Source organism: Rouxiella badensis (assembly GCF_026967515.2).
GTDB classification, from domain to species: Bacteria; Pseudomonadota; Gammaproteobacteria; order Enterobacterales; family Enterobacteriaceae; genus Rouxiella; species Rouxiella badensis.
In genome coordinates, this window is sequence record NZ_CP114062.1 from 400255 (window position 1) to 424325 (window position 24071).

22 protein-coding genes are annotated in these 24071 nt (G+C 52.1%); 16 read left to right on the top strand and 6 right to left on the bottom strand.

The window, feature by feature from the left end; translation table 11 throughout:
• The first annotated feature begins 14 nt into the window (after positions 1–14).
• The 11 genes from O1V65_RS02090 (at position 15) to hisP (ending at position 10763) form a co-directional block, all read left to right on the top strand.
• Positions 15–671: a DedA family protein gene (locus O1V65_RS02090; protein ID WP_017490282.1), complete on the top strand. Its 657-nt coding sequence runs from the start codon at positions 15–17 to the stop codon at positions 669–671.
• A gap of 294 nt (positions 672–965) precedes the next feature.
• On the top strand, positions 966–1886 hold the full coding sequence (gene accD, locus O1V65_RS02095; RefSeq protein ID WP_017490281.1) for an acetyl-CoA carboxylase, carboxyltransferase subunit beta: 921 nt from the start codon (positions 966–968) through the stop codon (positions 1884–1886).
• 214 nt (positions 1887–2100) lie between these two features.
• Positions 2101–3381, top strand: a complete 1281-nt coding sequence (gene folC / locus O1V65_RS02100) for a bifunctional tetrahydrofolate synthase/dihydrofolate synthase (protein WP_269130121.1) — start codon at positions 2101–2103, stop codon at positions 3379–3381.
• Positions 3371–4123, top strand: a complete 753-nt coding sequence (gene dedD, locus O1V65_RS02105) for a cell division protein DedD (RefSeq protein ID WP_017490279.1) — start codon at positions 3371–3373, stop codon at positions 4121–4123. Before folC ends, dedD begins: the two co-directional genes overlap by 11 nt.
• Positions 4124–4488: 365 nt before the next feature.
• Positions 4489–4980: a colicin V production protein gene (gene cvpA, locus O1V65_RS02110; protein WP_026110311.1), complete on the top strand. Its 492-nt coding sequence runs from the start codon at positions 4489–4491 to the stop codon at positions 4978–4980.
• A 30-nt stretch (positions 4981–5010) separates the two neighbouring features.
• Positions 5011–6528, top strand: coding sequence for an amidophosphoribosyltransferase (gene purF, locus O1V65_RS02115; RefSeq protein ID WP_017490277.1), 1518 nt, complete (start codon positions 5011–5013; stop codon positions 6526–6528).
• Positions 6529–6700: 172 nt separating this feature from the next.
• Entirely contained in the window at positions 6701–7273 is a 573-nt protein-coding gene (locus O1V65_RS02120) for a UbiX family flavin prenyltransferase (protein ID WP_017490276.1), read from the top strand.
• Between the two features lie 347 nt (positions 7274–7620).
• Complete coding sequence (gene argT, locus O1V65_RS02125; RefSeq protein ID WP_017490275.1) at positions 7621–8403, top strand: lysine/arginine/ornithine ABC transporter substrate-binding protein ArgT; 783 nt, start codon at positions 7621–7623, stop codon at positions 8401–8403.
• Positions 8404–8539: 136 nt separating this feature from the next.
• On the top strand, positions 8540–9226 hold the full coding sequence (locus O1V65_RS02130; RefSeq protein ID WP_017490274.1) for a histidine ABC transporter permease HisQ: 687 nt from the start codon (positions 8540–8542) through the stop codon (positions 9224–9226).
• Positions 9223–9939, top strand: coding sequence for an ABC transporter permease (locus O1V65_RS02135; RefSeq protein WP_017490273.1), 717 nt, complete (start codon positions 9223–9225; stop codon positions 9937–9939). Before O1V65_RS02130 ends, O1V65_RS02135 begins: the two co-directional genes overlap by 4 nt.
• Positions 9940–9989: 50 nt before the next feature.
• Positions 9990–10763 carry a histidine ABC transporter ATP-binding protein HisP gene (hisP, locus tag O1V65_RS02140; protein WP_017490272.1) on the top strand — a complete coding sequence of 258 codons (774 nt, stop codon included), beginning with the start codon at positions 9990–9992 and terminating at the stop codon, positions 10761–10763.
• Positions 10764–10886: 123 nt separating this feature from the next.
• On the opposite strand, the gene O1V65_RS02145 is transcribed toward hisP, so the two are convergent.
• Together O1V65_RS02145 and O1V65_RS02150 are read right to left on the bottom strand one after the other, a co-directional pair.
• On the bottom strand, positions 10887–12431 hold the full coding sequence (locus O1V65_RS02145; protein WP_017490271.1) for an FGGY-family carbohydrate kinase: 1545 nt from the start codon (positions 12429–12431) through the stop codon (positions 10887–10889).
• 13 nt (positions 12432–12444) lie between these two features.
• The gene (locus tag O1V65_RS02150) at positions 12445–13530 is read right to left on the bottom strand and encodes an alcohol dehydrogenase catalytic domain-containing protein (protein ID WP_269130122.1); all 1086 of its coding nucleotides are present in this window, start codon (positions 13528–13530) and stop codon (positions 12445–12447) included.
• A 382-nt stretch (positions 13531–13912) separates the two neighbouring features.
• Between O1V65_RS02150 and O1V65_RS02155 the strand changes: the two genes are divergently transcribed.
• Positions 13913–15184 (top strand): MFS transporter, encoded by a 1272-nt coding sequence (locus O1V65_RS02155; protein ID WP_017490269.1) that lies wholly within the window; start codon positions 13913–13915, stop codon positions 15182–15184.
• 58 nt (positions 15185–15242) lie between these two features.
• On the opposite strand, the gene pepT is transcribed toward O1V65_RS02155, so the two are convergent.
• Positions 15243–16475, bottom strand: a complete 1233-nt coding sequence (pepT, locus tag O1V65_RS02160) for a peptidase T (RefSeq protein WP_269130123.1) — start codon at positions 16473–16475, stop codon at positions 15243–15245.
• Between the two features lie 183 nt (positions 16476–16658).
• Here pepT and O1V65_RS02165 point away from each other — a divergent pair, with 183 nt between their 5' ends.
• Positions 16659–18206, top strand: coding sequence for an ABC transporter substrate-binding protein (locus tag O1V65_RS02165; RefSeq protein ID WP_273637403.1), 1548 nt, complete (start codon positions 16659–16661; stop codon positions 18204–18206).
• Between the two features lie 143 nt (positions 18207–18349).
• Here the strand turns inward: O1V65_RS02165 and O1V65_RS02170 are convergent, their stop codons facing one another.
• Both O1V65_RS02170 and yfcG read right to left on the bottom strand, forming a co-directional pair.
• Positions 18350–19249 carry a TIGR01777 family oxidoreductase gene (locus tag O1V65_RS02170; RefSeq protein WP_084912917.1) on the bottom strand — a complete coding sequence of 300 codons (900 nt, stop codon included), beginning with the start codon at positions 19247–19249 and terminating at the stop codon, positions 18350–18352.
• 187 nt (positions 19250–19436) lie between these two features.
• Positions 19437–20066 (bottom strand): GSH-dependent disulfide bond oxidoreductase, encoded by a 630-nt coding sequence (yfcG, locus tag O1V65_RS02175; protein WP_017490265.1) that lies wholly within the window; start codon positions 20064–20066, stop codon positions 19437–19439.
• A 309-nt stretch (positions 20067–20375) separates the two neighbouring features.
• Here yfcG and yfcD point away from each other — a divergent pair, with 309 nt between their 5' ends.
• Complete coding sequence (yfcD, locus tag O1V65_RS02180) at positions 20376–20930, top strand: NUDIX hydrolase YfcD (RefSeq protein WP_017490264.1); 555 nt, start codon at positions 20376–20378, stop codon at positions 20928–20930.
• A gap of 49 nt (positions 20931–20979) precedes the next feature.
• On the opposite strand, the gene O1V65_RS02185 is transcribed toward yfcD, so the two are convergent.
• Positions 20980–21996 (bottom strand): LacI family DNA-binding transcriptional regulator, encoded by a 1017-nt coding sequence (locus tag O1V65_RS02185; RefSeq protein ID WP_084912919.1) that lies wholly within the window; start codon positions 21994–21996, stop codon positions 20980–20982.
• A 408-nt stretch (positions 21997–22404) separates the two neighbouring features.
• Here O1V65_RS02185 and O1V65_RS02190 point away from each other — a divergent pair, with 408 nt between their 5' ends.
• A complete protein-coding gene (locus tag O1V65_RS02190) occupies positions 22405–22704 on the top strand; it encodes a PTS sugar transporter subunit IIB (protein WP_017490261.1) in 300 nt (99 codons plus the stop codon).
• A 59-nt stretch (positions 22705–22763) separates the two neighbouring features.
• Complete coding sequence (locus tag O1V65_RS02195) at positions 22764–24029, top strand: PTS sugar transporter subunit IIC (protein WP_017490260.1); 1266 nt, start codon at positions 22764–22766, stop codon at positions 24027–24029.
• Positions 24030–24071 lie beyond the last annotated feature (42 nt).

A 24071-nucleotide genomic window follows, 5' to 3' on the forward strand; every position in this document is an offset into this window, starting at 1 on the left:
TTAGAGGTAATACCATGGAATTCATCCACTATATCGTTGATTTTATCCTGCATATCGATGTGCATCTCACCGAGCTGGTTGCGCAGTATGGCGTCTGGGTTTATGCCATTCTGTTCGTGATTCTTTTTTGCGAAACCGGGCTGGTGGTTACGCCATTCCTGCCGGGCGATTCGCTGCTGTTTGTTGCGGGGGCACTTGCTGCGCTGCCAACCAACAGCCTCGACGTCCATCTGATGGCGTTTCTGATGGTGGTGGCTGCCGTCGTGGGTGATGCGGTGAACTACACCATTGGGCGTTTGTTCGGTGCGAAGCTATTTTCCAATCCGAATTCAAAAATTTTTCGTCAAAGTTATTTAGATCAAACTCACAAGTTTTACGAGAAACATGGCGGCAAAACGATTATTCTTGCGCGCTTTGTGCCAATTGTTCGCACTTTTGCACCTTTTGTTGCCGGCATGGGACGCATGTCTTATCGCCAATTTGCCGCCTATAACGTGATCGGTGCGCTATTCTGGGTACTGTTACTGACATACGCTGGCTACCTTTTTGGCAATGTGCCGTTTGTGCAGAACAATTTGAAATTTGTGATTGTCGCCATTATCGTTGTTTCTGTTTTGCCGGCGATTATCGAGGTAATTCGTCACCGCAAAACGGCTAAAAACGCGGGATAGCGGTCAGGCCGTAGGGCAGAGGAAACCCTGTCCCTGGCGTGAATTATTAAAATTAAAGGCATTAAACCAAAGGGTAAGACCAGTTTTTTATCTACAGTCTCTAACTGTTATGGTTTAATGAGCGACATTTGTGGTCTGTTCCTGCGAGCAACCCTCCCTGTAGGACGTTTTTTAGCGACTCGAGTTGCTTAAAAATTCTTGATAATTGGGGACGGTTATTTGTTTTAAGCAGGGGACTTGTTACAGCATGAACAGCGAACTGGCGTTTGCCAGGTTCAAACAGAAAGGTCATCGATGAGCTGGATTGAACGAATTCTTAATAAGAGCAACATCTCGCAAACCCGTAAAGCAAGCATTCCAGAAGGTGTCTGGACCAAATGCGATAGCTGTGGTCAGGTGTTATACCGCGCTGAACTCGAGCGCAATCTGATGGTTTGTCCTAAGTGCGACCACCATATGCGTATGTCTGCGCGTATGCGTCTGTTCACTTTCATGGACGAAGGGAGCGAGGTCGAATTGGGTAGCGAGCTTGAGCCTAAAGATTTGCTTAAGTTTAGAGACTCCAAAAAATATAAAGATCGTCTGCTGGCTGCTCAGAAAGAAACTGACGAGAAAGATGCAATGGTCGTGATGAAAGGCACCCTGTACGGCATGCCAATCGTTGTTGCTGCATTCGAATTTGCCTTCATGGGCGGTTCAATGGCATCCGTTGTCGGCGCGCGTTTCGTTCGTGCGGTCGAACAGGCTCTTGAAGACAACTGTCCACTGGTCTGTTTCTCTGCCAGCGGCGGAGCACGTATGCAAGAAGCGCTGATGTCTCTGATGCAGATGGCAAAAACCAGTGCTGCACTGGCTAAACTTCAAGAGCGTGGTCTGCCTTACATCTCCGTACTGACTGACCCAACCATGGGCGGGGTTTCAGCCAGTCTGGCAATGCTTGGCGATATCAACGTGGCTGAGCCTAAAGCGTTGATCGGCTTTGCGGGTCCTCGCGTTATCGAGCAGACCGTACGTGAGAAACTGCCGCCAGGCTTCCAGCGCAGTGAGTTCCTGATTGAAAAAGGCGCGATCGACATGATCGTTCGTCGTGCAGAACTGCGTAACAAACTGGGCAGCGTGTTGGCCAAGTTGACCGGCCATCCTGAACCTAAAGTCACCGAAGTCCCTGTTATCAAAGCAGACGACGCTTCAGCTGATCATCATCAGGATGCCTGACAGGCAGCAACAATAGCCTGTGAGTGAAAATTGGCGGCAAGCTTCTTGCCGCCTCTGCTATTATCCTCGCCAGTGGCGGGGATAAACAAAATGGGCTGTTATCCAGCGTCGTGCGCACAGTACTGACAAAGGGGCATTGCCTGTCGTAAAAGTCCGGTAATGCATGTCCTTCAGGCTCATTATGAATCTGAACAGATTACGTTAGGCGGGACTTATGCAAAACATCTCTATTCCTGAAGCCACGTCGCCTTTGGCCACGTGGCTTCATTATCTTGAAAATCTTCATTCTCAGGCGATTGAGCTCGGGCTCGACAGAGTAAATACCGTGGCAACGCGCATGAATCTTCTGACTCCCGCTCCCCAGGTCTTTACCGTCGCCGGAACCAATGGCAAAGGCACCACCTGCCGCACGCTCGAAGCCGTGCTCATGGCCGCAGGGTATCGCGTGGGCGTTTATAGCTCACCGCATCTGGTGCGCTACACTGAGCGCGTGCGTATTCAGGGGCAGGAGCTGAGCGAAGCCGAACACTGTCAGTCCTTTGCGCTGCTCGAGGCCGGTCGCGGTGATATTTCGCTGACCTATTTCGAATACGGCACCCTGTCGGCGTTACAGCTGTTTAAGCAGGCGGCGCTCGACGTGGTTATCCTTGAAGTGGGCCTTGGCGGTCGTCTTGATGCCACCAACATTGTCGATGCCAACGTTTCCGTCGTGACCAGCATTGCGCTCGACCACACCGACTGGCTCGGTTCCGATCGCGAGAGCATCGGCCGTGAGAAAGCAGGCGTATTCCGCAAGGACCGTCCTGCGGTCGTGGGGGAGATTGATATGCCGCAGTCGATTGCCGACGTCGCCAACGAAAAAGGCGCGCACCTGCACCGCGTGGGTCAGGACTGGCATTATCAGGTCGGCAGCAGCGACTGGAGCTGGCGTTGCGAAGGCGTAGAGACAGCGGCTTACAGCGCAATGCCGCTGCCTAACGTGCCGCTGGCGAATGCGGCGACGGCGTTGGCCGCATTGCACTATAGTGAAATCAACGTTTCGGAAGACGCGCTGCGTCAGGGGTTGCAGCAGGCATCCTTGCCGGGCCGCTTCCAACAGGTTAGCGAATCTCCACGTCTGATCCTCGACGTTGCTCATAATCCACACGCTGCCGGGTATTTAGCCGGTAAACTTTCTGATTTGCCACGTCAGGGCGGAAAAGTGCGTGCAGTTATCGGTATGTTGTTGGATAAAGACATTGCCGGAACGTTGGACTGTCTGAAACCGCAGGTTGATGTCTGGTACTGTGCTCCTCTCGAGGGTCCGCGCGGTGCTGGGGTCGCGGCGTTGACAGAACATCTTCCCGAGGCGTTTTCGTTCACAGATGTGGTGAGCGCATGGAAACAGGCGATGCAGGATGCTGAAAGTCAGGATATTGTTATAGTCTGTGGATCATTTCATACCGTAGCGCATGTGATGGCTGCGTTGGATACGGGGAATACCAGTGGCAAGTAAGTTTCAAAATCGTCTGGTTGGCACCGTAATTCTGGTGGCGTTGGGGGTCATTATTCTCCCGGGGTTGCTGGATGGAAAAAAGAAGCACTATGAGGACGAGTTCGCCTCGATTCCTCTGGTTCCAAAAGCCGGGGATTCTCAGGATCAGGAAAACGCCGGGCAGGTGACGCAGGCGTTACCGGCTCAGCCGCCAGAAGGGGCGAGTGCGGCAATCAACGCTGGCGCTGCCGAGGCGGCACACGCCGCCGCACAGGCTGACGGAGAAGCCGATGAAGGCGATACCGCCACCGCCGCGCCGAAAACTGAATCACCCAAAGCGACGCAGCCTAAAACTTTGACGCCGCCTGCGATGACAGAATCTCGTCAGGCACAGCAGCCAAGGCAGACCCAGACCAAACCGGTCGAACCGAAGCGCGTTGAGCCTAAAAAGGTGGAGCCTAAACCTGTAGAGACGGCTAAAACTGAACCTCGCCCGCAGACGCCTGAAAAGGCCCCGGCGGGTCAGTCTTACGTCGTACAGTTAGGGGCGTTGAAAAATGCTGATAAAGTGAACGAGGTGGTCGCTAAACTGCGTTTATCAGGCTATCGTGCTTATACCGTCCCGGCCACGCCGGTTCAGGGGCAAATCACCCGCGTCTTCGTTGGGCCTGAAGCCAATAAGCAAAACCTTGAAGCCTCTCTGTCTTCGCTGAAAAGCGTCAGCGGATTGAGCGGCGTAGTGCGTGCCTACTCCGCCCACTAAACTGTCTTTCACCCATTAACGTACAGGGTGGTTGATTCCCCTACAGCACCCCGGTTACCGAATTGTCAGGTATCCGGGGTGCTTGCAGTGGCGTCTGTTTGTAGGTTAAGGGGCGCGAAGACTAAGCGGAATGTGCCCTTTTTAGGTAACTTGAATTTATAACGTTTCGTTATCTTTTTGCGGTGATTGATGTTTTTTTAGCCGCAATGATTAATTTGGCTGACCGGCAGATTTCCCCTACGCAAACGTTTTCTTTTTCTGTTAGAATTCGCAGCGATTTGGATGCCGGGCAAGTTTTTCCCCGAATCATTCCCGCTTTGGCGAGAAAGATGAAGGGTCTTATCCTGGATGAGATTGATAAAGTGATGGTTTGGATTGATTACGTCATTATTGCGGTTATCGGGTTTTCTGCTTTAGTCAGCCTGATTCGAGGTTTTGTTCGCGAGGCCTTATCATTGGTAACCTGGGGGTGCGCCTTCTTCGTTGCCAGCCACTATTATCCTTACCTCGCCGTCTATTTCACGCGTTTCGAAGACGAAGTCGTTCGAAACGGGATCGCAATTGGTATCTTGTTCATCGCGACGTTGATCGTAGGTGCCATTGTAAACTATGTGATCAGCTCTTTGGTCGATCGTACCGGACTATCGGGAACCGACCGGGTTTTAGGCGTCTGTTTTGGCGCACTGCGTGGCGTATTGATCGTCGCAGCAGGGCTCTTCTTTCTGGACACTTTCACCAGCTTTTCACACGGTGATGACTGGAAGCAGTCTCAGTTGATCCCGTATTTTAGTTCTATCATCAGGTGGTTTTTTGACTACCTGCAGAGCACGTCGAGTTTCTTGCCAAAGCATATTTAACTTTGGCAGCGCTGATGAGGAAAAGACAACATGTGCGGTATTGTCGGTATCGCCGGTTTTATGCCGGTAAACCAGTCGATTTATGACGCGTTAACGGTGTTGCAGCACCGTGGGCAGGATGCCGCTGGCATCGTCACCATTGATGGCAACAATAACTTCCGTCTGCGGAAGGCAAATGGCCTGGTGAAGGATGTGTTTGAAGCACGGCATATGCAACGTTTACAGGGCAACATGGGCCTTGGTCACGTTCGTTACCCTACGGCTGGCAGTTCCAGCGCTTCTGAGGCTCAACCATTTTACGTCAACTCTCCGTTCGGCATTTCACTGGCCCATAACGGTAACCTGACGAATGCACACGAATTGAGAAGTACGCTGTTTGAAGGCGCGCGTCGCCACGTCAACACCACTTCCGATTCTGAAGTTTTGCTAAACATTCTGGCCAGCGAGTTGGACAAGTTCCAGCACTATCCGCTGGAGGCTGACAACATTTTCGCTGCCGTCACGGCAATGAATCTGAAGATCCGCGGTGCGTATGCTTGCGTCGCGATGATCATCGGCCACGGAATGCTGGCTTTCCGTGACCCGCACGGAATTCGCCCGCTGGTTATCGGCAGGCGTGAGCTTGAAGACGGCCGCTCCGAGTACATGGTAGCGTCCGAGAGCGTGGCGCTGGATACCCTGGGCTTCGAGTTCCTGCGTGACGTCGCGCCAGGCGAAGCGGTGTATATCACCGAAAAAGGCCAACTCTTCACTCGCATGTGTGCCGAGAATCCTCAGTACAATCCATGCCTGTTCGAGTACGTCTATTTCGCCCGCCCTGACTCGTTCATCGACAAGATTTCCGTTTACAGCGCGCGTCGCCGTATGGGCCAGAAGCTGGGTGCCAAAATTGCCCGCGAGTGGGAAGATCTTGAAATCGATGCGGTTATCCCGATCCCTGAGACGTCTAACGACATCGCTCTGGAAATCGCCCGTATCCTGAACAAGCCGTACCGTCAGGGGTTTGTTAAAAACCGCTACGTGGGCCGTACCTTTATCATGCCGGGTCAGCAGGAGCGCGTTAAGTCGGTGCGCCGCAAACTAAACGCCAACCGCGCCGAGTTCCGTGATAAAAACGTTCTCCTGATCGATGACTCCATCGTTCGCGGTACCACCTCTCAACAGATTGTCGAGATGGCCCGTGACGCGGGAGCTAAAAATGTTTACCTGGCTTCGGCTGCGCCGGAAGTGCGTTTCCCGAACGTCTACGGTATCGACATGCCAAGCGCCAACGAGCTGATTGCCCACGGTCGTGAAGTGAGCGAAATCAACCAGATGATCGGTGCGGATGCGCTTATATTCCAGGACTTGAGTGACCTCATCGACGCGGTGAAGGAAGAGAACCCGGATATCGAGCAGTTCGAATGCTCGGTGTTTGACGGTATCTACGTCACCAAAGACGTTGACCAAAGCTATCTCGAATACCTCGACGCCCTGCGTAACGACGATGCTCAGGCATTGCGTGGTCAGCAGGAAGCCGAAAATCTCGAAATGCATAATGAAGGTTAATTAAGCCTTTTTACCGTCTGTCTTACCCTGTTACGCAGGTCAAGGCAGACGGTTCTCTCCGGTATTATCCCCGCTTGACACCGTTACTTGCCAATCGCTTTTCATTCCGGCAAAGTCTTCTGATTAATCCTACGTTCTGAAGTTTAAGTTCGTCATTTCTGAGGCTGTATCCATGAAACGACTCATTGTCGGCATCTCCGGCGCCAGTGGCGCTATTTATGGCGTTCGTCTTTTACAGGTGTTGCGCGAAGTGCCTGAGGTCGAAACGCATCTGGTGATGAGCAATGCGGCGCGTCAAACGCTGGCGCTTGAAACCGATCTCAGCCTGCGCGACGTTCAGGCGCTTGCCGACGTTGTCCATGACTCTCGAGATATCGCGGCAACCATCTCTTCCGGCTCGTTCAAAACCGCGGGTATGGCAATACTGCCGTGCTCAATCAAAACGCTGTCCGGTATTGTCAATAGCTATACCGACGGATTGCTGACCCGTGCGGCAGACGTCGTGCTGAAAGAGAGCCGTCGTCTGGTGCTGTGCGTGCGCGAAACGCCACTGCATCTCGGCCATTTGCGTCTGATGACCTCCGCAGCCGAACTCGGCGCGATTATCATGCCGCCGGTACCTGCCTTTTATCATCGTCCCTCAAGCGTTGAAGACATCATCGATCAGACCGTAAACCGGGTTATCGACCAGTTTGATATCGAACTTCCGGAAGACCTGTTTGTTCGCTGGCAGGGCAGCCACTAGCTTTTTGCAAGCCCTTATGCCCTAAATTTGCACAGAATGATAACGATGCACCAAAATTGAACTCTTTATGTTTTATTTTGGTGCGTTTCTGTTTCAATCTGACGGTAGCGCTCGCTTAACCGGTGATTTTGCAGACTAATCTGAATGTAATTTTGCCTTCGTTGTTCACTAAAACGACAGTTCCGCAAAGTCGGCACGATTACTGCATAACTATTGCATAATTACTGCATAGTAGTGAAAGTGGTGAAAATGTTACCGACGCAGACCGGTGACAAAAAAATAAAACGGTTGTCCCGGCAACCAAACACAACAAACAACAACGCACGATTAATGGCTGAGGGTTATGTATGAAAAAGTTGTTCAAGGTTCTTCCTCTGGTATTCGTATTGGCCAGCGCAAGCAGCGCTTTTGCTGCCGTGCCAAAAGCAATTAAAATCGGTACGGATCCAACCTATGCACCATTTGAATCGAAAGATTCCAGCGGTAAGCTGGTCGGTTTTGATATCGACCTGGCTAATGAAATGTGTAAACGTGCGCAAATCAAATGTACCTACGTTGAAAGCGACTTTGACGCGCTGATCCCTTCCCTGAAGGCGAGAAAAATCGACGCCATCATCTCTTCTTTGTCTATCACTGAGAAACGCCAGCAGGAAATTGATTTCACCGAGAAGCTGTATGCCGCCAACGCGCGTCTGATAGCACCGACCGGCTCTAAAATCTTGCCCACGCTGGATTCCCTGAAAGGCAAAAACATCGGTGTTCTGCAGGGTTCTACTCAGGAAGCTTATGCCAACGCCAACTGGCAGCCTAAGGGCGTTAACGTAGTGGCCTACCAGAATCAGGACCTGATTTATTCAGACCTCGCGTCCGGCCGTCTTGACGCAGCGTTCCAGGATGAAGTCGCAGGCAGCGAAGGCTTCCTGAAACAGCCTGCGGGTAAAGGCTACGCGTTTGCAGGCGAGTCGGTTAAAGATGACAAATTCTTCGGTGTGGGCACCGGCATGGGCCTGCGTAAGAACGAAGACGATCTGAAAAATGCATTGAACAAAGCCTTCGATTCCATGCGCAAAGACGGCACCTACGACAAGCTGGCGAAAAAATACTTCAACTTCGATGTGTACGGCGGTTAAGGGGTAGCTGACGACATCAGGGACAGGAGTCGTTTCCGTAGTGGCGGCCTGCCTGCAAGGGGAGGCCGCTTTAAAAGAGAAGCCCAGTTAAACCTGCGAAACGCAGTCTGATTATCGTCAAAGACAGGATATGTTCATGCTATACGGGTATTCCCACGTAATAATCCAGGGCACACTGGTCACGCTGGAACTGGCACTCTCCTCGGTGGTGCTGGCCTTGATCATTGGTTTGATCGGAGCGGGCGGAAAGCTGTCAAAAAACCGGGTTATATCTGGATTGTTTGGCGCCTACACCACGTTGATTCGCGGCGTTCCCGATCTGGTATTAATGCTGTTAATTTTCTACGGCCTGCAAATTGCGTTAAACAGTCTGACCGAAGCCATCGGCATCGATCAGATTGATATCGATCCCCTCAGCGCAGGTATTATCACCCTTGGATTCATTTACGGTGCCTATTTCACCGAGACCTTTCGCGGCGCTTTTATGGCGGTTCCGCGCGGACAAATCGAGGCGGCGGTGGCTTACGGCTTCAGCGGCTCACAGATTTTCCGACGTATTCTCTTTCCAGCCATGATGCGTTTCGCTCTGCCTGGCATCGCCAACAACTGGCAGGTTATTCTCAAGGCCACGGCGCTGGTGTCTCTGCTCGGCCTCGAAGACGTCATCAAGGCAACGCAGTTGGCAGGTAAGGGGACTTATCAACCTTTCTACTTCTCTATCGTTGCCGGCATCATTTATCTGGTATTTACCACCTTATCCAATGGAGTATTGCTGTGGCTCAACCGCCGGTATTCGCTGGGTGTGAAGAGGGCTGAGCTATGATCGACATTTTGCATCAATACGGCATGTCGCTGCTCTACAGCGACGGCTACCGTTTTACCGGTCTCGCCGTAACGCTGTGGCTGTTAATAAGCTCGGTGGTGATGGGGGGACTTCTCGCTGTGCTGCTCTCCGTTGGGCGCGTTTCGCCAAACCGTTGGATAAGCATGCCAATCTGGCTGTTTACCTACGTTTTCCGCGGTACCCCGCTCTACGTGCAACTGCTGGTGTTTTACTCCGGGATGTACAGCCTCGAAATTGTCCGTGGCACTGACTTTCTGAACGCCTTCTTCCGCAGTGGCCTCAACTGCACCATTCTGGCCCTGACGCTGAACACCTGTGCCTACACCACCGAGATTTTCGCCGGTGCGATACGTGCAGTACCGCATGGTGAAATCGAGGCGGCCAATGCTTACGGTTTCTCGCGCTTTAAAATGTATACCTGCATCATCCTGCCTTCTGCGTTGCGTACCGCTTTACCGGCCTATAGCAACGAGGTGATTCTGATGCTGCACTCTACGGCGCTGGCGTTTACAGCCACCGTGCCAGACGTGCTTAAAATTGCCAGGGACATCAACTCTGCGACCTATCAGCCGTTCTATGCGTTCGGTATCGCGGCGGTGATTTACCTCTGTGTCTCGTTTGTTTTGATTAGTTTGTTCCGCAAGGCGGAAAAACGCTGGCTGGCGCACGTTAAGCCTCAGTCTTCACACTAAGAAAAAAATGTATTAACCGTGAAAACGTTTAAACCAGTGCGGGAAAAATCATGTCAGAAAATAAATTAGCCGTAATCGATCTGCATAAGCGCTATGGCGAGCACGAGGTACTCAAAGGCGTCTCAATGTCTGCCAATGCCGGTGACGTTATCAGCATCATTGGATCATCAGGTTCTGGGAAAAGTACCTTCCTGCGCTGCATTAACTTCCTCGAAAAGCCGAGCGAAGGGTCGATTAGCGTCAATAATCAAGATATCCGCATGGTGCGCGACACCGATGGTCAGCTCAAAGTGTTCGACAAGAAGCAGCTCCAGCTGTTGCGCACCAAGCTGACGATGGTGTTTCAGCACTTCAACCTGTGGAGTCACATGACGGTGCTTGAAAACGTCATGGAGGCACCGATTCAGGTGCTGGGCATCAGCAAGGCCGAAGCGAAAGACCGGGCTATCCGTTACCTCGAGAAAGTCGGGATTGACGAGCGTGCACGCGGCAAGTATCCGGTGAACCTGTCTGGCGGTCAGCAGCAGCGCGTATCAATTGCGCGTGCCCTGGCGATGGAGCCTGAGGTGCTACTGTTTGACGAACCGACGTCGGCACTGGATCCGGAGCTGGTGGGGGAGGTTTTACGCATCATGCAGAAACTGGCCGAAGAGGGGAAAACCATGGTGGTGGTTACGCATGAGATGGAGTTTGCCCGTAACGTCTCCAGCCACGTAATTTTCCTGCATCAGGGCGTTATCGAGGAGCAAGGGAACCCTGCAGACGTATTCGGTAGCCCGAAAAGTGCCCGTTTGCAGCAGTTTTTATCGGGTGCCTTAAAATAACCCGCTGTACTTGACGTTGCAGCAGCGTTGGCTCACCCCGGTTACTGAGTTTTTTAGGTTTCCGGGGAAAGGGCCAACTTGCTGCAGCGCCAAATACTTAGGGTTATGTTCGTCCTATCTTACTTACTCCATTTTGGTCAAATCATACAGCTGATGCATGTCTCCCTTGATGTTTTTGTATATTGAACGATAGGTGTTGAACAGTGCGTTGTATTTTTCGTGGGCTTTTGCGTCGGGTTCCGCACGAGCTTCCAGCGTAAACCACTGCTTTATCTGTTCTGCATTTTGAATGATCCCTACGGCCTTCGCGGCCAGGAAGCAATCCCCAAGCGGTGCCTCAACCTCCTCCTTGATAGTCAGAACCGGATAGCCGGTCACGTCAGCGATGATCTGCATCCACATGTCCGAGAAGGCCGCACCGCCGACGACGATAAGCTCGTTGTCTAACCGCTCGGCGCAGGCTTTGCCGGACTCGATATTATCTTTGAGCGCAAAGGTGATGCCTTCTAACACAGCGCGATACATGTGATGTCTCGTGTGGTAAAGGCTTAATCCAACCAGAGTCCCGGTTGCCTTGGCATCCCAAATTGGGCTGCGCTCTCCCATCAGATAAGGGAGAAACACCAGACCATCAGCCCCTGGTGATAGGCATTTGGCTTTTTCTTCCAACACATGGTGTACCGTGCAGCCTTGCTCTTTAGCCTGTTGCTTCTCGGCGCTGCAAAACTGCTCGATAAACCAGGTCACTGACGCGCCTGCGGTAATCGCACCGCCAAACGTGTAGATATCCTGCAAAGGATTATTGACGTGCGGCATGCTAATAAGGCCGTGCCGTGCGTCTACGGAGTGATTGATAAAGCCCCAGCACATCGAGGTGCCTATCATCGCCACGTGGTTACCCGGCGCGACAACGCCTGCGGCCAGGGTTGCGACGGCGGCATCGACGCCGCCGGCCACAATCGGCGTACCCGCGGCCAGTCCGAGTTTCTCTGCCATCTCGGGCAGCAGACCGCCCACAATTTCGTCGGAGGCGACCAGCCGAGAGGGCATCATCGATTTGGGGATCCCGAGCATGCGGCAGGCCTTGGTTGACCAGTCGCGTTTTTCAATGTTGTAGACACCGCCGATATTGCCCGCCGAACAGTGATCGACCGCGACCTCGCCGGTCAGCTTGTAATTGATGTAGCTGTTTGGCGGCAGGAAGAAACGGGTATTTTCCCAGACCTCAGGTTCGTGCTCTTTGATCCACAGGATCTTGGTGTAACCGTAGTAGCTGTCGAGCGAGTTGCCGGTAATACGGAACAGCTCCTTAGTGTCGACGTAATTCTTGACCCACTCGACGCGGTCAGACGCGCGTCGGTCCATCCAGATAAGACAGGGATAAAGCGGTATGAGGTTTTCATCGACCGCGATCCCCGATCCGCCGTACAGACTGCTAATGCAGACGGAGGCAATCTGGCTTTTGTCTACGCCGGACTGCCTGACAATGTCTGCCAGCACCGCCATTGTTGCCTCGAGCCAAACCTCAGGCCATTGCTGCGCCCACAGCGGCTTTGGCGTTTCGACGCTGTAGCCGCGGGATGCGCTGGTGAGAATACGTCCCTCGGCGTTCATCAGAATACCTTTGGTGCTCTGGGTACCGACATCGACTCCAATAACATATTTCATGGCCGTGCGTCCTTCAGGGAACTAACAAAACTTTAACCGATTCGGCGCTGTGAGCGTTTTCAAATGCCGCCTCCCATTCATCCAGAGAATAGGTGTGAGTAACAACGCCCTCGGCGCTGAACAGCTTACGTTCAAAAAAGTTGATAACGGTTTCGTAGCAGTGCGGGCCGAGGTGTGCGCCGCGAATGTCCAGCTCTTTGCGGTCGCCGATGATCGACCAGTCGACGGTGGTCTCTTTGCTGAACATGCTGAATTCAACGAAGCGGCCCATCTTGCGGATCATTTGCAGACCCTGTGGGACACTCGCCGGATTACCCGTGGCTTCTATGTACACGTCACAGCCATAGCCGTCGGTCAGGGCTTTCACTTTCGCCACCACGTCTTCCTCGAGCGGGTTCATCACCAGGTCGGCACCGAACCCTTTTGCCAGCCGCAGGCGCTCGGGGATAGTGTCGAGGACAATTAACAGCTTAGGTGTTTTGAGGCGAATTGCCTGTACCATGCCCAGCCCCAGCGGACCTGCACCCGACAGCACCACGACGTCGTTGAACTGGATGTCTCCGCGATTGACGGCGTGAATGGAACAGGCGAAAGGCTCGATCAGCGCGCATTCGTTGCGAGTGAGTGAGTCTGGGATTTTGTGAACGCGGCTGGTGGGTTTGAACAACATGTATTCGCACATGCCGCCGTTAGCGTCCTCGTTCTGAAAACCGTAGATATCGTGCTTCTCGCACATCCAGTATTGGCCGTTTTTACAGAAACGGCATTGTTCGCAGGGTACGATTTGTTCCGCGATAACCCGGTCACCCATCTTGACGCTGAAATGCTCCAGCGCACCTTCCCCATAGCCGACGACTTCACCAAAAAATTCATGCCCGGGGACGACCGGTGGTTTAACCCATGAAGGGGCGGTCGCGCTGCCCCAGAACATCGGTGCGCCGCCGTGGCAGTGAACGTCAGAGGCGCAGACGCCGCAGGCACTGATCTTGATTAATAGCTCACGGGCCTTGGGTGTCGGTAGAGGCGCATCTGAAACCAGGCGATAATCACGCGGACCGTAATTAACGAGTTGTTTAATTCGTTGAGGTAATATATTCATTTTTGACCTTATTGTATTTTTATTGGTGCTTATACCGTAGTTTTTAAAATTATTTTCTTCAACATTTTGGTTGTTATTTTAGATCGTCGTCACCTTTATTCTTTTCGTTAAGCTAATATTCATTTGGCGATCTTATTGGCTCTCTTTAATAAGGTGTTTTACTTGTCTAATGTATTTGTCGTTGAGTTGATGGCTTATTGTGTGACTGGCTTCTTGATAATGAGAATATTCTGTTGACCTTGATAGGCCTACTGTTGATTAGATGGAGGGTGCGAGACTTTTCCAGAAACGATTTATAAAATTTATTTGTGGAAACTTCTCCATGCCATTGACTTATTGTCGCCTGTTTACAACCATCAATTTATTACAACAAGGGCTTAGGATGAAAGCGAATACAGACCACTGGATGGGGCTGCCCAAAAACTTGCTTTGGGGCTATATCGCCATCTTTTTATTCATGACCGGCGACGGTTTTGAGCTGGCTTTCCTGTCAAAATATATCGTTGAAATTGGTTTTTCACCGGCGCAGGCGACCTTCGCCTTCACGGTTTATGGCCTTTGCGCGGCGCTTGCTGCCTGGGCTTCTGGCGTTATCGCCGAGGTGATTACGCCACAGAAGGCGATGAAAATAGGCTTTTTAATGTGGGTCGTTTTCCACGTGCTGTTCATGATTTTTGGTCTTACACAAAAGAACTACTATTTTATTTTACTGTTTTATGGAATACGTGGGCTTGCCTATCCATTATTTCTTTATTCATTCATAGTAGTTATTGTTCACAACGTGCGTGAGGAATTAGTTGGATCGGCATGTGGGTGGTTCTGGGCTGCATATTCATTAGGCATCGGTGTAATAGGCAGTTATTTGCCGAGTCTGATTATCGTTCATATTGGCGAGCTTAATGTTTTATGGTTCTCGCTGGTCTGGGTGTGCGCGGGAGGAATGCTTGCGATGGTGTCTCTTAAAAATATTAAAACCTCAACCCATTTGCTCGATTTATCTACCCGTGAAAAGTTTAGCGAAATGAGCCGCGCCGTTACGCTGCTGGTGAGTAATAAAAATATTGCACTGGCCAGCGTCGTCAGGATTATTAATACGCTTTCGCTTTACGGGTTTGCGATTATTATGCCGCTGCTGTTTGTGGGCGATCTGGGCTTCACGATGCCAGACTGGCTGCAAATATGGGCAATCTTCTTCTTCTCGACTATCGTGTTTAACGTTTTTTGGGGGATCATGTCGCAAAAATGGGGAATGCTGCGATTAATACGCTGGTATGGCTGTATTGGCTGCGCGGTATTTAGCCTGTCGTTTTACTATCTGCCTGTCTACTTTGGCGATAACTTCTGGATAGCGGCGCTGGGGGCCACTTTGCTAGGCGCATCGACGGCGGCTTTTGTGCCGATGACCGCACTGTTTCCTGCACTCGAACCCGAGCACAAGGGGGCGGCGATATCGGTATGTAATCTGTCGGCCGGGCTGAGCAACTTCTTTGCACCGGCAATCGCGACGTTATTGCTGCCGTTCGTCGGAGTGAAAGGCGTTGTCTTTGCCTATAGCGCGCTCTACATTTTGGCCTTCTTGCTGACGCTCTACATTCAATTTACGCAGAAAGAGTTCGGGCCGATGACCCGCAGTACCGCGAGGTCCGTGTCCTGATGGACTAAAATTATTTCGCCCCATAAACCGTCTGTGGGGCGAAATTTTTTATCACGAATTAGCTTTTTGCCGCCAACAGGCACAGCGCCTTGGTCAGCTCGTAGGACTTCACGAAGGAATTTACCGGCAGGAACTCAAATTTAGAATGGAAATTGTGTGCGCCAGTAAAGTAGTTCGGCGTTAGCAGGCCTTTAGCCGAGAGCGCCGCACCGTCGGTGCCTCCACGCATCGGGATAACTTTAGGCTCGACCTTAATTTCTTTCAATGCCTCAAAAATCAAGTCAATAGCGCGACGATCTTCCCTGATAGCGCTGCTGATATTGCTGTAGGTATCGCTTATCTCGACCGACACCTTCGCGGTTGGGTATTGCTCGGCAATAATCTTCACCACGTCTTGAATTTTCGCTTTACGCGCGGCAAAGCTGGCGCTGTCGAAATCGCGAATTGAGGCTTTCAACGTCGCCGCTTGCTGGTTGGCGCTGATGTCATTGAACCAAACATAGCCTTCACGATCCTTCGTTTTTTCTGGCGTTTCTTCGCGGTCGAAGTGGCTGATGAAATCGTGGGCCATCAACAGAGGGTTGACCAGCACGCCAATGGCCGACATCGGATGCGCCGTCACGCCGGTAAAGGTGATTTCCGCCGACGCGGCGTTGAAGTTTTCATACACCACTTCGCCGAGTTCGCAGCAGTCGATGGTGTAAGCGAAATCGACGTCAAAACGGCGCAGGTCCAGTGCCTTGGCGCCGCGCAGGCCAATCTCTTCATCCGGCACAAACGCCACGACGATATCTCCGTATTGCTCCTGTTCGGTCAGGTTTTCCAACAGCGTCATCACCACGGTGACTGCCGACTTGTTGTCTGCGCCGAGCACGCTGGTACCGTCGCTGAAGATGATCTCCTCACCTTTGTACGGAAGAATTTCAGGATGCTCATCGGTACGCAGCCAGATATTTTTTTCGGCATTCAGGCACACATCGTCGCCGTTAAATACCTGCGTCTGCGGGTGAATATCCGGGCTCAGTCCGACGTCAACGGTGTCAATGTGGGTGATAAAACCAATGCGCGGACCGCCTTTTTTGGTGCCCGGTTTCACGGCGGTGACGGTCGCGTGCTGGTCAATCTCGATATTCTCCAGCCCCAGTGTTTTTAGCTCTTCGGCGAGAAGGTTTGCTAACTCTTGCTGCCCCGGCGTGCTCGGCAGAGCGGTGGCTTTGGGGTCGCTTTGGCTAGTAACGGACAGGTAACGGAAGAAGCGTTCAGTGAGCTGCTTGGCAATTTGAGTCGACATCCTAACCTCTGGTTGTTTATCTATAAGATTTTCATATATAACAGAGTATTACTAAGTTTATTGTGAATGGTAGTCTGTTTTTGAATTGCGTACTAACGAATTAATTAGCCAAATATCTTTCTGACAGGGAAACGCATGAAACAAAAAATAGCACAACTGACCACCGGACTTTTAGCCCTGGCGATGGTCGCAGGGGCATCGGCACAGACGCTGGTTTATTGCTCCGAAGGCTCGCCGGACATTTTCAATCCTCAACTTTATACTTCTGGAACCAACGTTGACGCCAGCGCGGTGCCTATCTACAACCGTTTGGTGGATTTCAAGACCGGGACGACCGAACTGATCCCAAGCCTGGCAGAAAGCTGGGATATCAGCCCGGACGGTAAGACTTACACCTTCCATTTGCGTAAAGGGGTGAAGTTCCAGAGCAATAAACTGTTTACCCCAACGCGGGATTTCAACGCTGATGACGTGATTTTCTCGTTCATGCGCCAGAAAGATCCTAATAACCCTTATCACAACGTTTCTAACGGCACCTATCTGAACTTCGACAGTCTGGATATGGGCCATCTGATTTCAAGCATTGACCGCGTTGATGATTACACCGTGCGTTTCAATCTGTCGCGTCCCGAAGCGCCATTTATCGCAGATCTCGGCTGGTATTTTGCCTCGATTCTTTCCTCGGAATACGCGGACAACATGCTGAAGGCCGGCACGCCGCAAAAAGTCGATACCGACCCGGTCGGCACCGGTCCGTTTGAACTGGTGCAGTATCAGAAAGACACGCGCATTCTCTACAAGGCCTTCCCACAGTATTGGCAGGGTAAATCCAAGATTGATCGCCTGATTTTCAGCATCACGCCGGATGCTTCAGTGCGTATGGCCAAGCTTGAGAAGAACGAGTGCCAGGTAATGCCTTTCCCGAATCCGGCAGACCTCAAGCGTCTCGGTGACAATAAAGATATTACGTTGCTCAGCAAATCGGGTCTGAACACCGGATTCCTGGCATTTAACACGCAGAAAAAACCGCTGGATAACGTCAAGGTGCGTCAGGCGCTGACGATGGCGGTGGACAAGGCGGCGATTATCGATGCCGTATTCCAGGGGACCGGCACAGTCGCTAAGAGTCTGCTGCCGCCGGACGTATGGAGCAGTGAAGACAAGACGATGCAGGACTATCCGTACTCGCCGGAAAAAGCCAAGGCGCTGCTGGCGGAGGCCGGGTATCCGAATGGATTTGATATCGATCTGTGGGCGATGCCGGTACAGCGTCCTTACAACCCTAACGCGCGCCGCATGGCCGAGATGATTCAGTCAGACTGGGCGAAGATTGGCGTCAGGGCGCACATTGTCAGCTATGAATGGGCCGAGTATCAGACGCGCATCCGTAATGGCGAGCACCAGGCCGCGCTAATGGGCTGGACGACGGCGAACGGTGACCCGGATAACTTCTTCGCTCCATTGTTTACCTGTAAGGCGGCCAACGGCGGTTCTAACTCGGCGAAATGGTGCGATCCGGCGTTTGACAAAATTATCGAGCAAGCGCGTTTAACCACCGACCACGACAAGCGTGTGGCGCTTTACCAACAGGCGCAGCAGATCATGCACGACGAAGCGCCGGCAATTATGATTGCCCACTCGAAAATCTTTGAACCGGTGCGCAAAGAAGTGACCGGCTACGAAATTGATCCGTTTGGGAAGCACATCTTCTACCAAACATCAGTGAAATAGGGGCTTAGCAGCCCGCAGGCACTTTTTCAAGGCGGCTGCCATAAGAGCCGCTTTTAAACTTCGCTTACTGAGCGACGGCCCAGTAAGCGAAGCGCATGTCTTTGCCCGAAAAGACCGCTCCCTTCAAAAGAACCCGGAAAGTTTTATTTTTCTAACACATCCTCTAAGGCCGGTTTCAACTCGGTATAACGAAATTCAAATCCGGCATCCTCAAGCCGTTGGGGGATGGCCCGCTGGCCGCCCAACACCAGAATCGCAGATTCTCCCATCAGCAGTCGCACCACGCTCGCCGGAACGCGCATAAACGACGGGCGATGCAGAATTTCACCCAGCAGCGCGCTAAATTGATCGTTGCGCACCGGGTAAGGTGACACCAGATTGAATGCGCCGTTTAAGGTTTCATGATTAAGCAGGAAGAGGATGGCGTTAACCATGTCGTCGATATGTATCCACGGCATATACTGCTGGCCGTCGCCGAAGGGCCCCCCCAGACCGGCGCGGAAAGGCAACACCATCTTAGACAGCGCGCCGCCCTTTTGGGAGAGCACCACGCCGGTACGCAGCAGGCAGACGCGAGTTCTCTCGCTTTCCGCCGCCAGCGCTAGCGCCTCCCATCGGGCGCAAAGCTGCCAGGTGAACTGTTTGTTCGGCGGCTCGTCCTCAGCGACCACCGCCTGACCCTGATCGCCATAATAGCCAACTGCAGAACCCGAGATAAATACCGACGGTGGATTTGTGCTGGCATTAATCAGCGCAGCAAGCTTTTCGGTCAACTGCCAGCGGCTGTCGCAGAGTTTCTGTTTCTGATCTTTGGTCCAGCGCTTGTCGGCAATAGGTTCACCGGCCAAATTGATGACCGCGTCAAAACCGTCCAGCGATGTCTTGTCCGCCAGCGTATTCCAGAGCTGCACCTGAGGGCCGAGAAGTTTGGCCGCCCGCTCAGGTGCGCGCGTCAATGCAGTGACTTGATGAGACTGACTCAGGAGAGTCTCGGTCAAACGACGCCCAATCAGCCCGCTGGCACCGGTTATCAAAATCTTCATAGTCTGCCTCCAATTAACTTGCTGATATTACTATCTGTGCTCTGCTAGTCAGCATAGTTTATGTCAGCCAGGTAACACGCGATACAGAGCACATCCTGTAGTTAATTATCTACAGAACGCGTTATTTATCAGGAAAGGGGGCGGGATAGGCAGAACAAAACGCCCCCGGAACCGGGGGCACAAAGCCTTAGCTGGCGTCGGCCAGAGAGTAGGCTTTAACGGTAGCCGGGCGGTTTTTAATGCGTTCTACCCAGTTGCGAACTGCCGGATAGTCAGCCAGATCAATGCGTTGGCGCTCATGAATCAACGCCCAAGGATAGGTGGCAATATCGGCAATGCTGTAATGTTCGCCCGAGAGATACGCGTGTTTCTCCAGCTGGGTATTCAGCACGCCGTAGAGGCGCTTTGTCTCTTGCTGATAACGCTCGATGGCGTAAGGCACCGGCTGGGGAGCGAAATGCGTAAAATGGCTGTTTTGTCCCAGCATCGGGCCAAAGCCTGCGACCTGCCAGTACAACCATTGTAGAGTGTTGGTGCGCTCGCGCAGCTCCTTACTCAGCAGCTTGCCGGTCTTCTCGGCCAGATATTGCAAAATGGCACCCGACTCAAACAGGCTCAGAGGCACGCCGCCGTCTACCGGTTGGCTGTCTACAATAGCGGGGATTTTGTTGTTGGGGGATATTGCGAGAAAGGCAGGGAGAAACTGGTCACCGGATTTGATATCAACGCGATGAAGTCGATAGGGAAGTCCCGACTCCTCCAGAAATAGGGTTATTTTATGGCCGTTTGGTGTTGGTGCATAATAAAGGTCGATCATAATTGCCTCCTGCGTATTTTTTTAATGGTCCATCAGTGCTTTATGAGTCAATACCGATGGGGCTGGATGCGAACGCTTAACTCAATTGAGTGTGACAGTGTTGAAGAATACCCATAAGGTTAATATAACTGCTAATGATAGCAGCCTATGTCAGACTAGTCTGATGGATTACCGTGGCCTTTGACATAGGTTTTACATATTACTAACGCATCTGTTGCTATTGAAGCGATCCCCATGAGCCGGATAGAATCAGTGACTCATTGAAAAATCACAGCGCAACATTCCGCGCAATAGAGAAGGTTTCATAGGATGACGAACCAAGAGCAAAACACCGGCAGCAGCGACGAGTGGGTTGATATCGTTAATGAAGAAAACGAGGTGATTGCCCAGTCCAGCCGCCATCAGATGCGCGCTCAAAACTTACGTCATCGCGCCAGCTACATCGTGGTTCATGATGGCATGGGAAATATTTTGATTCAGCGTCGAACCGAAACAAAAGATTTCTATCCTGGTTGGCTTGATGCGACAGCGGGCGGCGTGGTGCAGAGCGGGGAAAATATCCTCGATTCCGCCCGTCGCGAAGCAGAAGAAGAGTTGGGCATTGCCGGTGTACCTTTTGCTGAACATGGTGCGTTTTATTTCGAACAAGACAACTGCCGGGTGTGGGGATCGTTGTTTAGCTGCGTTTCCCACGGCCCCTTTGCGCTACAGGAAGAAGAAGTCGATGAAGTGCGCTGGATGAAACCCGAAGAAATCACCGCACGCTGCGATGAGTTCACCCCTGATTCGCTGAAAGCACTCTCGCTGTGGATGAGCCGTAACAACGAAAAAGATCACGGCAAACCGCTGAGCGTCGAAGAGTAATTTCGCGCTTCCCTTGCAGACACGCTGACCACGATTTAGCGTGTCTGCATTAGCAACTTTCCCGCTTACACAGTGCGGAAACAATTGGCTTTTGCGCCGACGCCTCCTCTCCCTGAAGCCGCTCAAGCAGCGCTATCCCCGCCTGAACGCCAATCTCGCGATGCGGTACTGCGACCGTTGTCAGCGGTGGCTGGCATACTTTGCCAACGTCGCTATCGCCAAATCCCACAATGGCCAGATCTTTAGGCACCCGAATCTTGCGGCGCTGACACTCAAATATCGCGCCACAGGCCAGCTCGTCGCTGCTGCAGATTAGAGCGTCCATATCTGGCCAGTTCAGCACTAGCTCCGGCAGCAGGTTAGCACCCGTACTAAAGTTCGACGGTGCATGTGTGCTGATGACCCGCGTAGTTGATAGATTATTGTCTAGCATGGCGCGATGCCAGCCGCGCAAACGTTGTTGCGACACCCACTGCTTTTGCGCCGCGCACATCAGGCCAATTTTGCTGTACCCCAGAGAAATAAGATGTTCGGTTAGTCTGTAAACCGCCGAGGCGTTGTCGATACCGATGTTGATATCCAAAGGATTATCCACGGTGGCGCCCAATTCTGCGACCGGCAGTTGTGCGTGTGAAAGCAGCTCGTAGGTGCTGTCGGTGTGCCGCGCGTCAAACAAAATGACCGCCGCCAAATTATAGGACATGAAGGTTTCAAGCAGTTTCTGTTCGCGTTCTTCCTGATTCTGCGACTCGGCCAGCATCAGCTGATAGCCCGCCGGAATCAGCACTTCCTGCACGCCGGCAATCATCTCGGCATGCCCATATTCCGTCAGCGACGAGGTGACGACCGCCACAACGTTCGAAGACGCCGATGCGAGCGCACTGGCCGAATAATTAGGGATGTAACCCAGCTCGGCTACCGCAGAGAAAATCTTCTCCCTGAGCTTGTCGGAGACCCTATCCGGCTGTCGTAGCGCGCGTGAAACGGTCATTGTCCCGACGCTAGCCCGTTTCGCGACATCGGCCAGCGTGGCCCGTCCGGTACTGCGGCGTTTTCTCGGCTCCATTTTCACTCCTGACTTTTCTTCATGAACATCCGAACAATGGCCGACGAGACTGAATTAATCCTCTGCGCAGAATGATTAATTTACAATTCTATCATAGCCACTCTGGATGAAAATAAGCTAAGGCGGGCAGGCTTTTTTGATAGCGCTATCACAAAAAACGATCGACTAAAATGATAGCGCTATCTTTGTGGTTTGCATCACAGTTATTTGCGAATTTGAAAGCATACTGAATATTATTAAATTTAGGTAATGATGACTCTTTCACGCCCTGCGCCCCTCCGTCTCGGGCCTGTAAACGCTGTCTTAAAATAAGGCAGCGGGCAGAAAAAAAATAGCAGTAATAAATTTTTATGATGATTAGCAAACGACATCTAATCTTGGGTAAGGCATAAGATGCGAGGGTAAGCCATGAAATCTTTAACGATATTAGCAGTATGCGGTGCGGGCCTCGGCAGCAGTTTCGCCTGTGAGATGAGTATTGAGGCGGCGTTGAAGGATATGGGCATTAAGGCGGCGTTGTCTCACTGTGATATTTCAAGCGCAGCCTCTACGCGTGCCGATATTATTATGACCGGATCCAATTTTAAATCTCAATTCGAGAACTACACGCTTAGTTCAACCGTTATCTATTTAAAGCGCCTGATTGATAAGAAGGAAATAACCGAGAAGTTAACGCCGGTATTAAAAGAGATGGGATATTTAAATTAAGTCTCGCCGAAAATAAAAATGAGAGAGTTTATAATTGCCTTTAATCGCGAGGGAAGGGGATGTCTTTTTTATATTTTATTGTGAATGACGTTTTAGGCCAGGCCTCGATACTCATTGCCCTTATCGCTATGGTGGGGCTTATTGCGCTGAAAAAAAACGTCGGTCAGATTATCACCGGCACGTTAAAAACGCTGCTTGGCTTTCTGGTGCTGCTCGCCGGAGCCAACATTATCGTTGGAGCGCTGAACTTTCTGGGTGAAGTTTTCCAGAAAGGTTTCAACATGCGTGGCGTCGTGACCGACGTGGGGTCGATTGCCGGTATCGCTCAGCAGACTTTGGGTCGAGAAACCGCGCTTATCATGGTGCTGGCATTTATCATCAATATTCTTGTCGCCCGCTTCACCCGCGTTAAGTACATTTTTCTCACCGGCCAGGCGTCGCTGTGGATGGCGACGGTCTGCTCGGTTGTCGGCTACATGGGCGGACTGCGCGGCACCGAGCTTATTCTTGTCGGTGGCGGCATCGCTGGGTTGATGGCGGTAGGCATGCCTGCGCTGGCACAGCCTATCGTGCGAAAGATAACCGGCTCAGACGATATCGCGCTGGGCCATTTCTGCACGCTGGGGTATCTGGTGCAGGCCGGCGTGGCGAAGCTGACCGGCGACGTCAGTAAAAGTACCGAAGATATTGAGCTGCCGAGCGCCTTCTCCTTCCTGCAAGATACCTATTTATCGATGATGGTGGTGATGATCCCCATTTACCTCATCCCGACGATTGCTGCGGGTCCTGAGGTGGTGGCGCAGTATTCTAAGGGCGTCAGTTATCTGGTATTCGCGTTTTTGCAGTCGGTGCAGTTTGTCGTGGGGGTCTATGTGCTGCTCGCGGGCGTACGCCTGCTGCTGGCCGAAATCATCCCGGCCTTTCGCGGTATTGCACTGCGCATCGTGCCTAATGCCATTCCCGCACTGGACTGCCCGGTGCTGTTCCCGTATGCGCCCAATGCGGTGATTATCGGTTTTATCAGTACCACCGTCGGCTCGATTATCGGCATGTTTTTATTTCCGAACGTGGGGCTGGCGATGATCCTGCCAGGCATGTTGACCAACTTCTTTGCCGGTGGTACGGCGGGTATTTTTGCCAACGCGGTAGGCGGAAGGCGAGGGGCCGTCATCGGCGGCGTATTTCACGGCCTGCTGATAACCCTACTGCCTGCACTTTTACTGCCGTTGCTGGGCAGCTATGGTTTGCAGAACGTTACCTTTAGCGACGCCGACATCATCAGCGTTGGGCTGATTTATGGCCACGTACTTAACTTCTTTCATTAAGACATAAAAAAGGCCGGTCATTGACCGGCCTTAAGGTTGGCG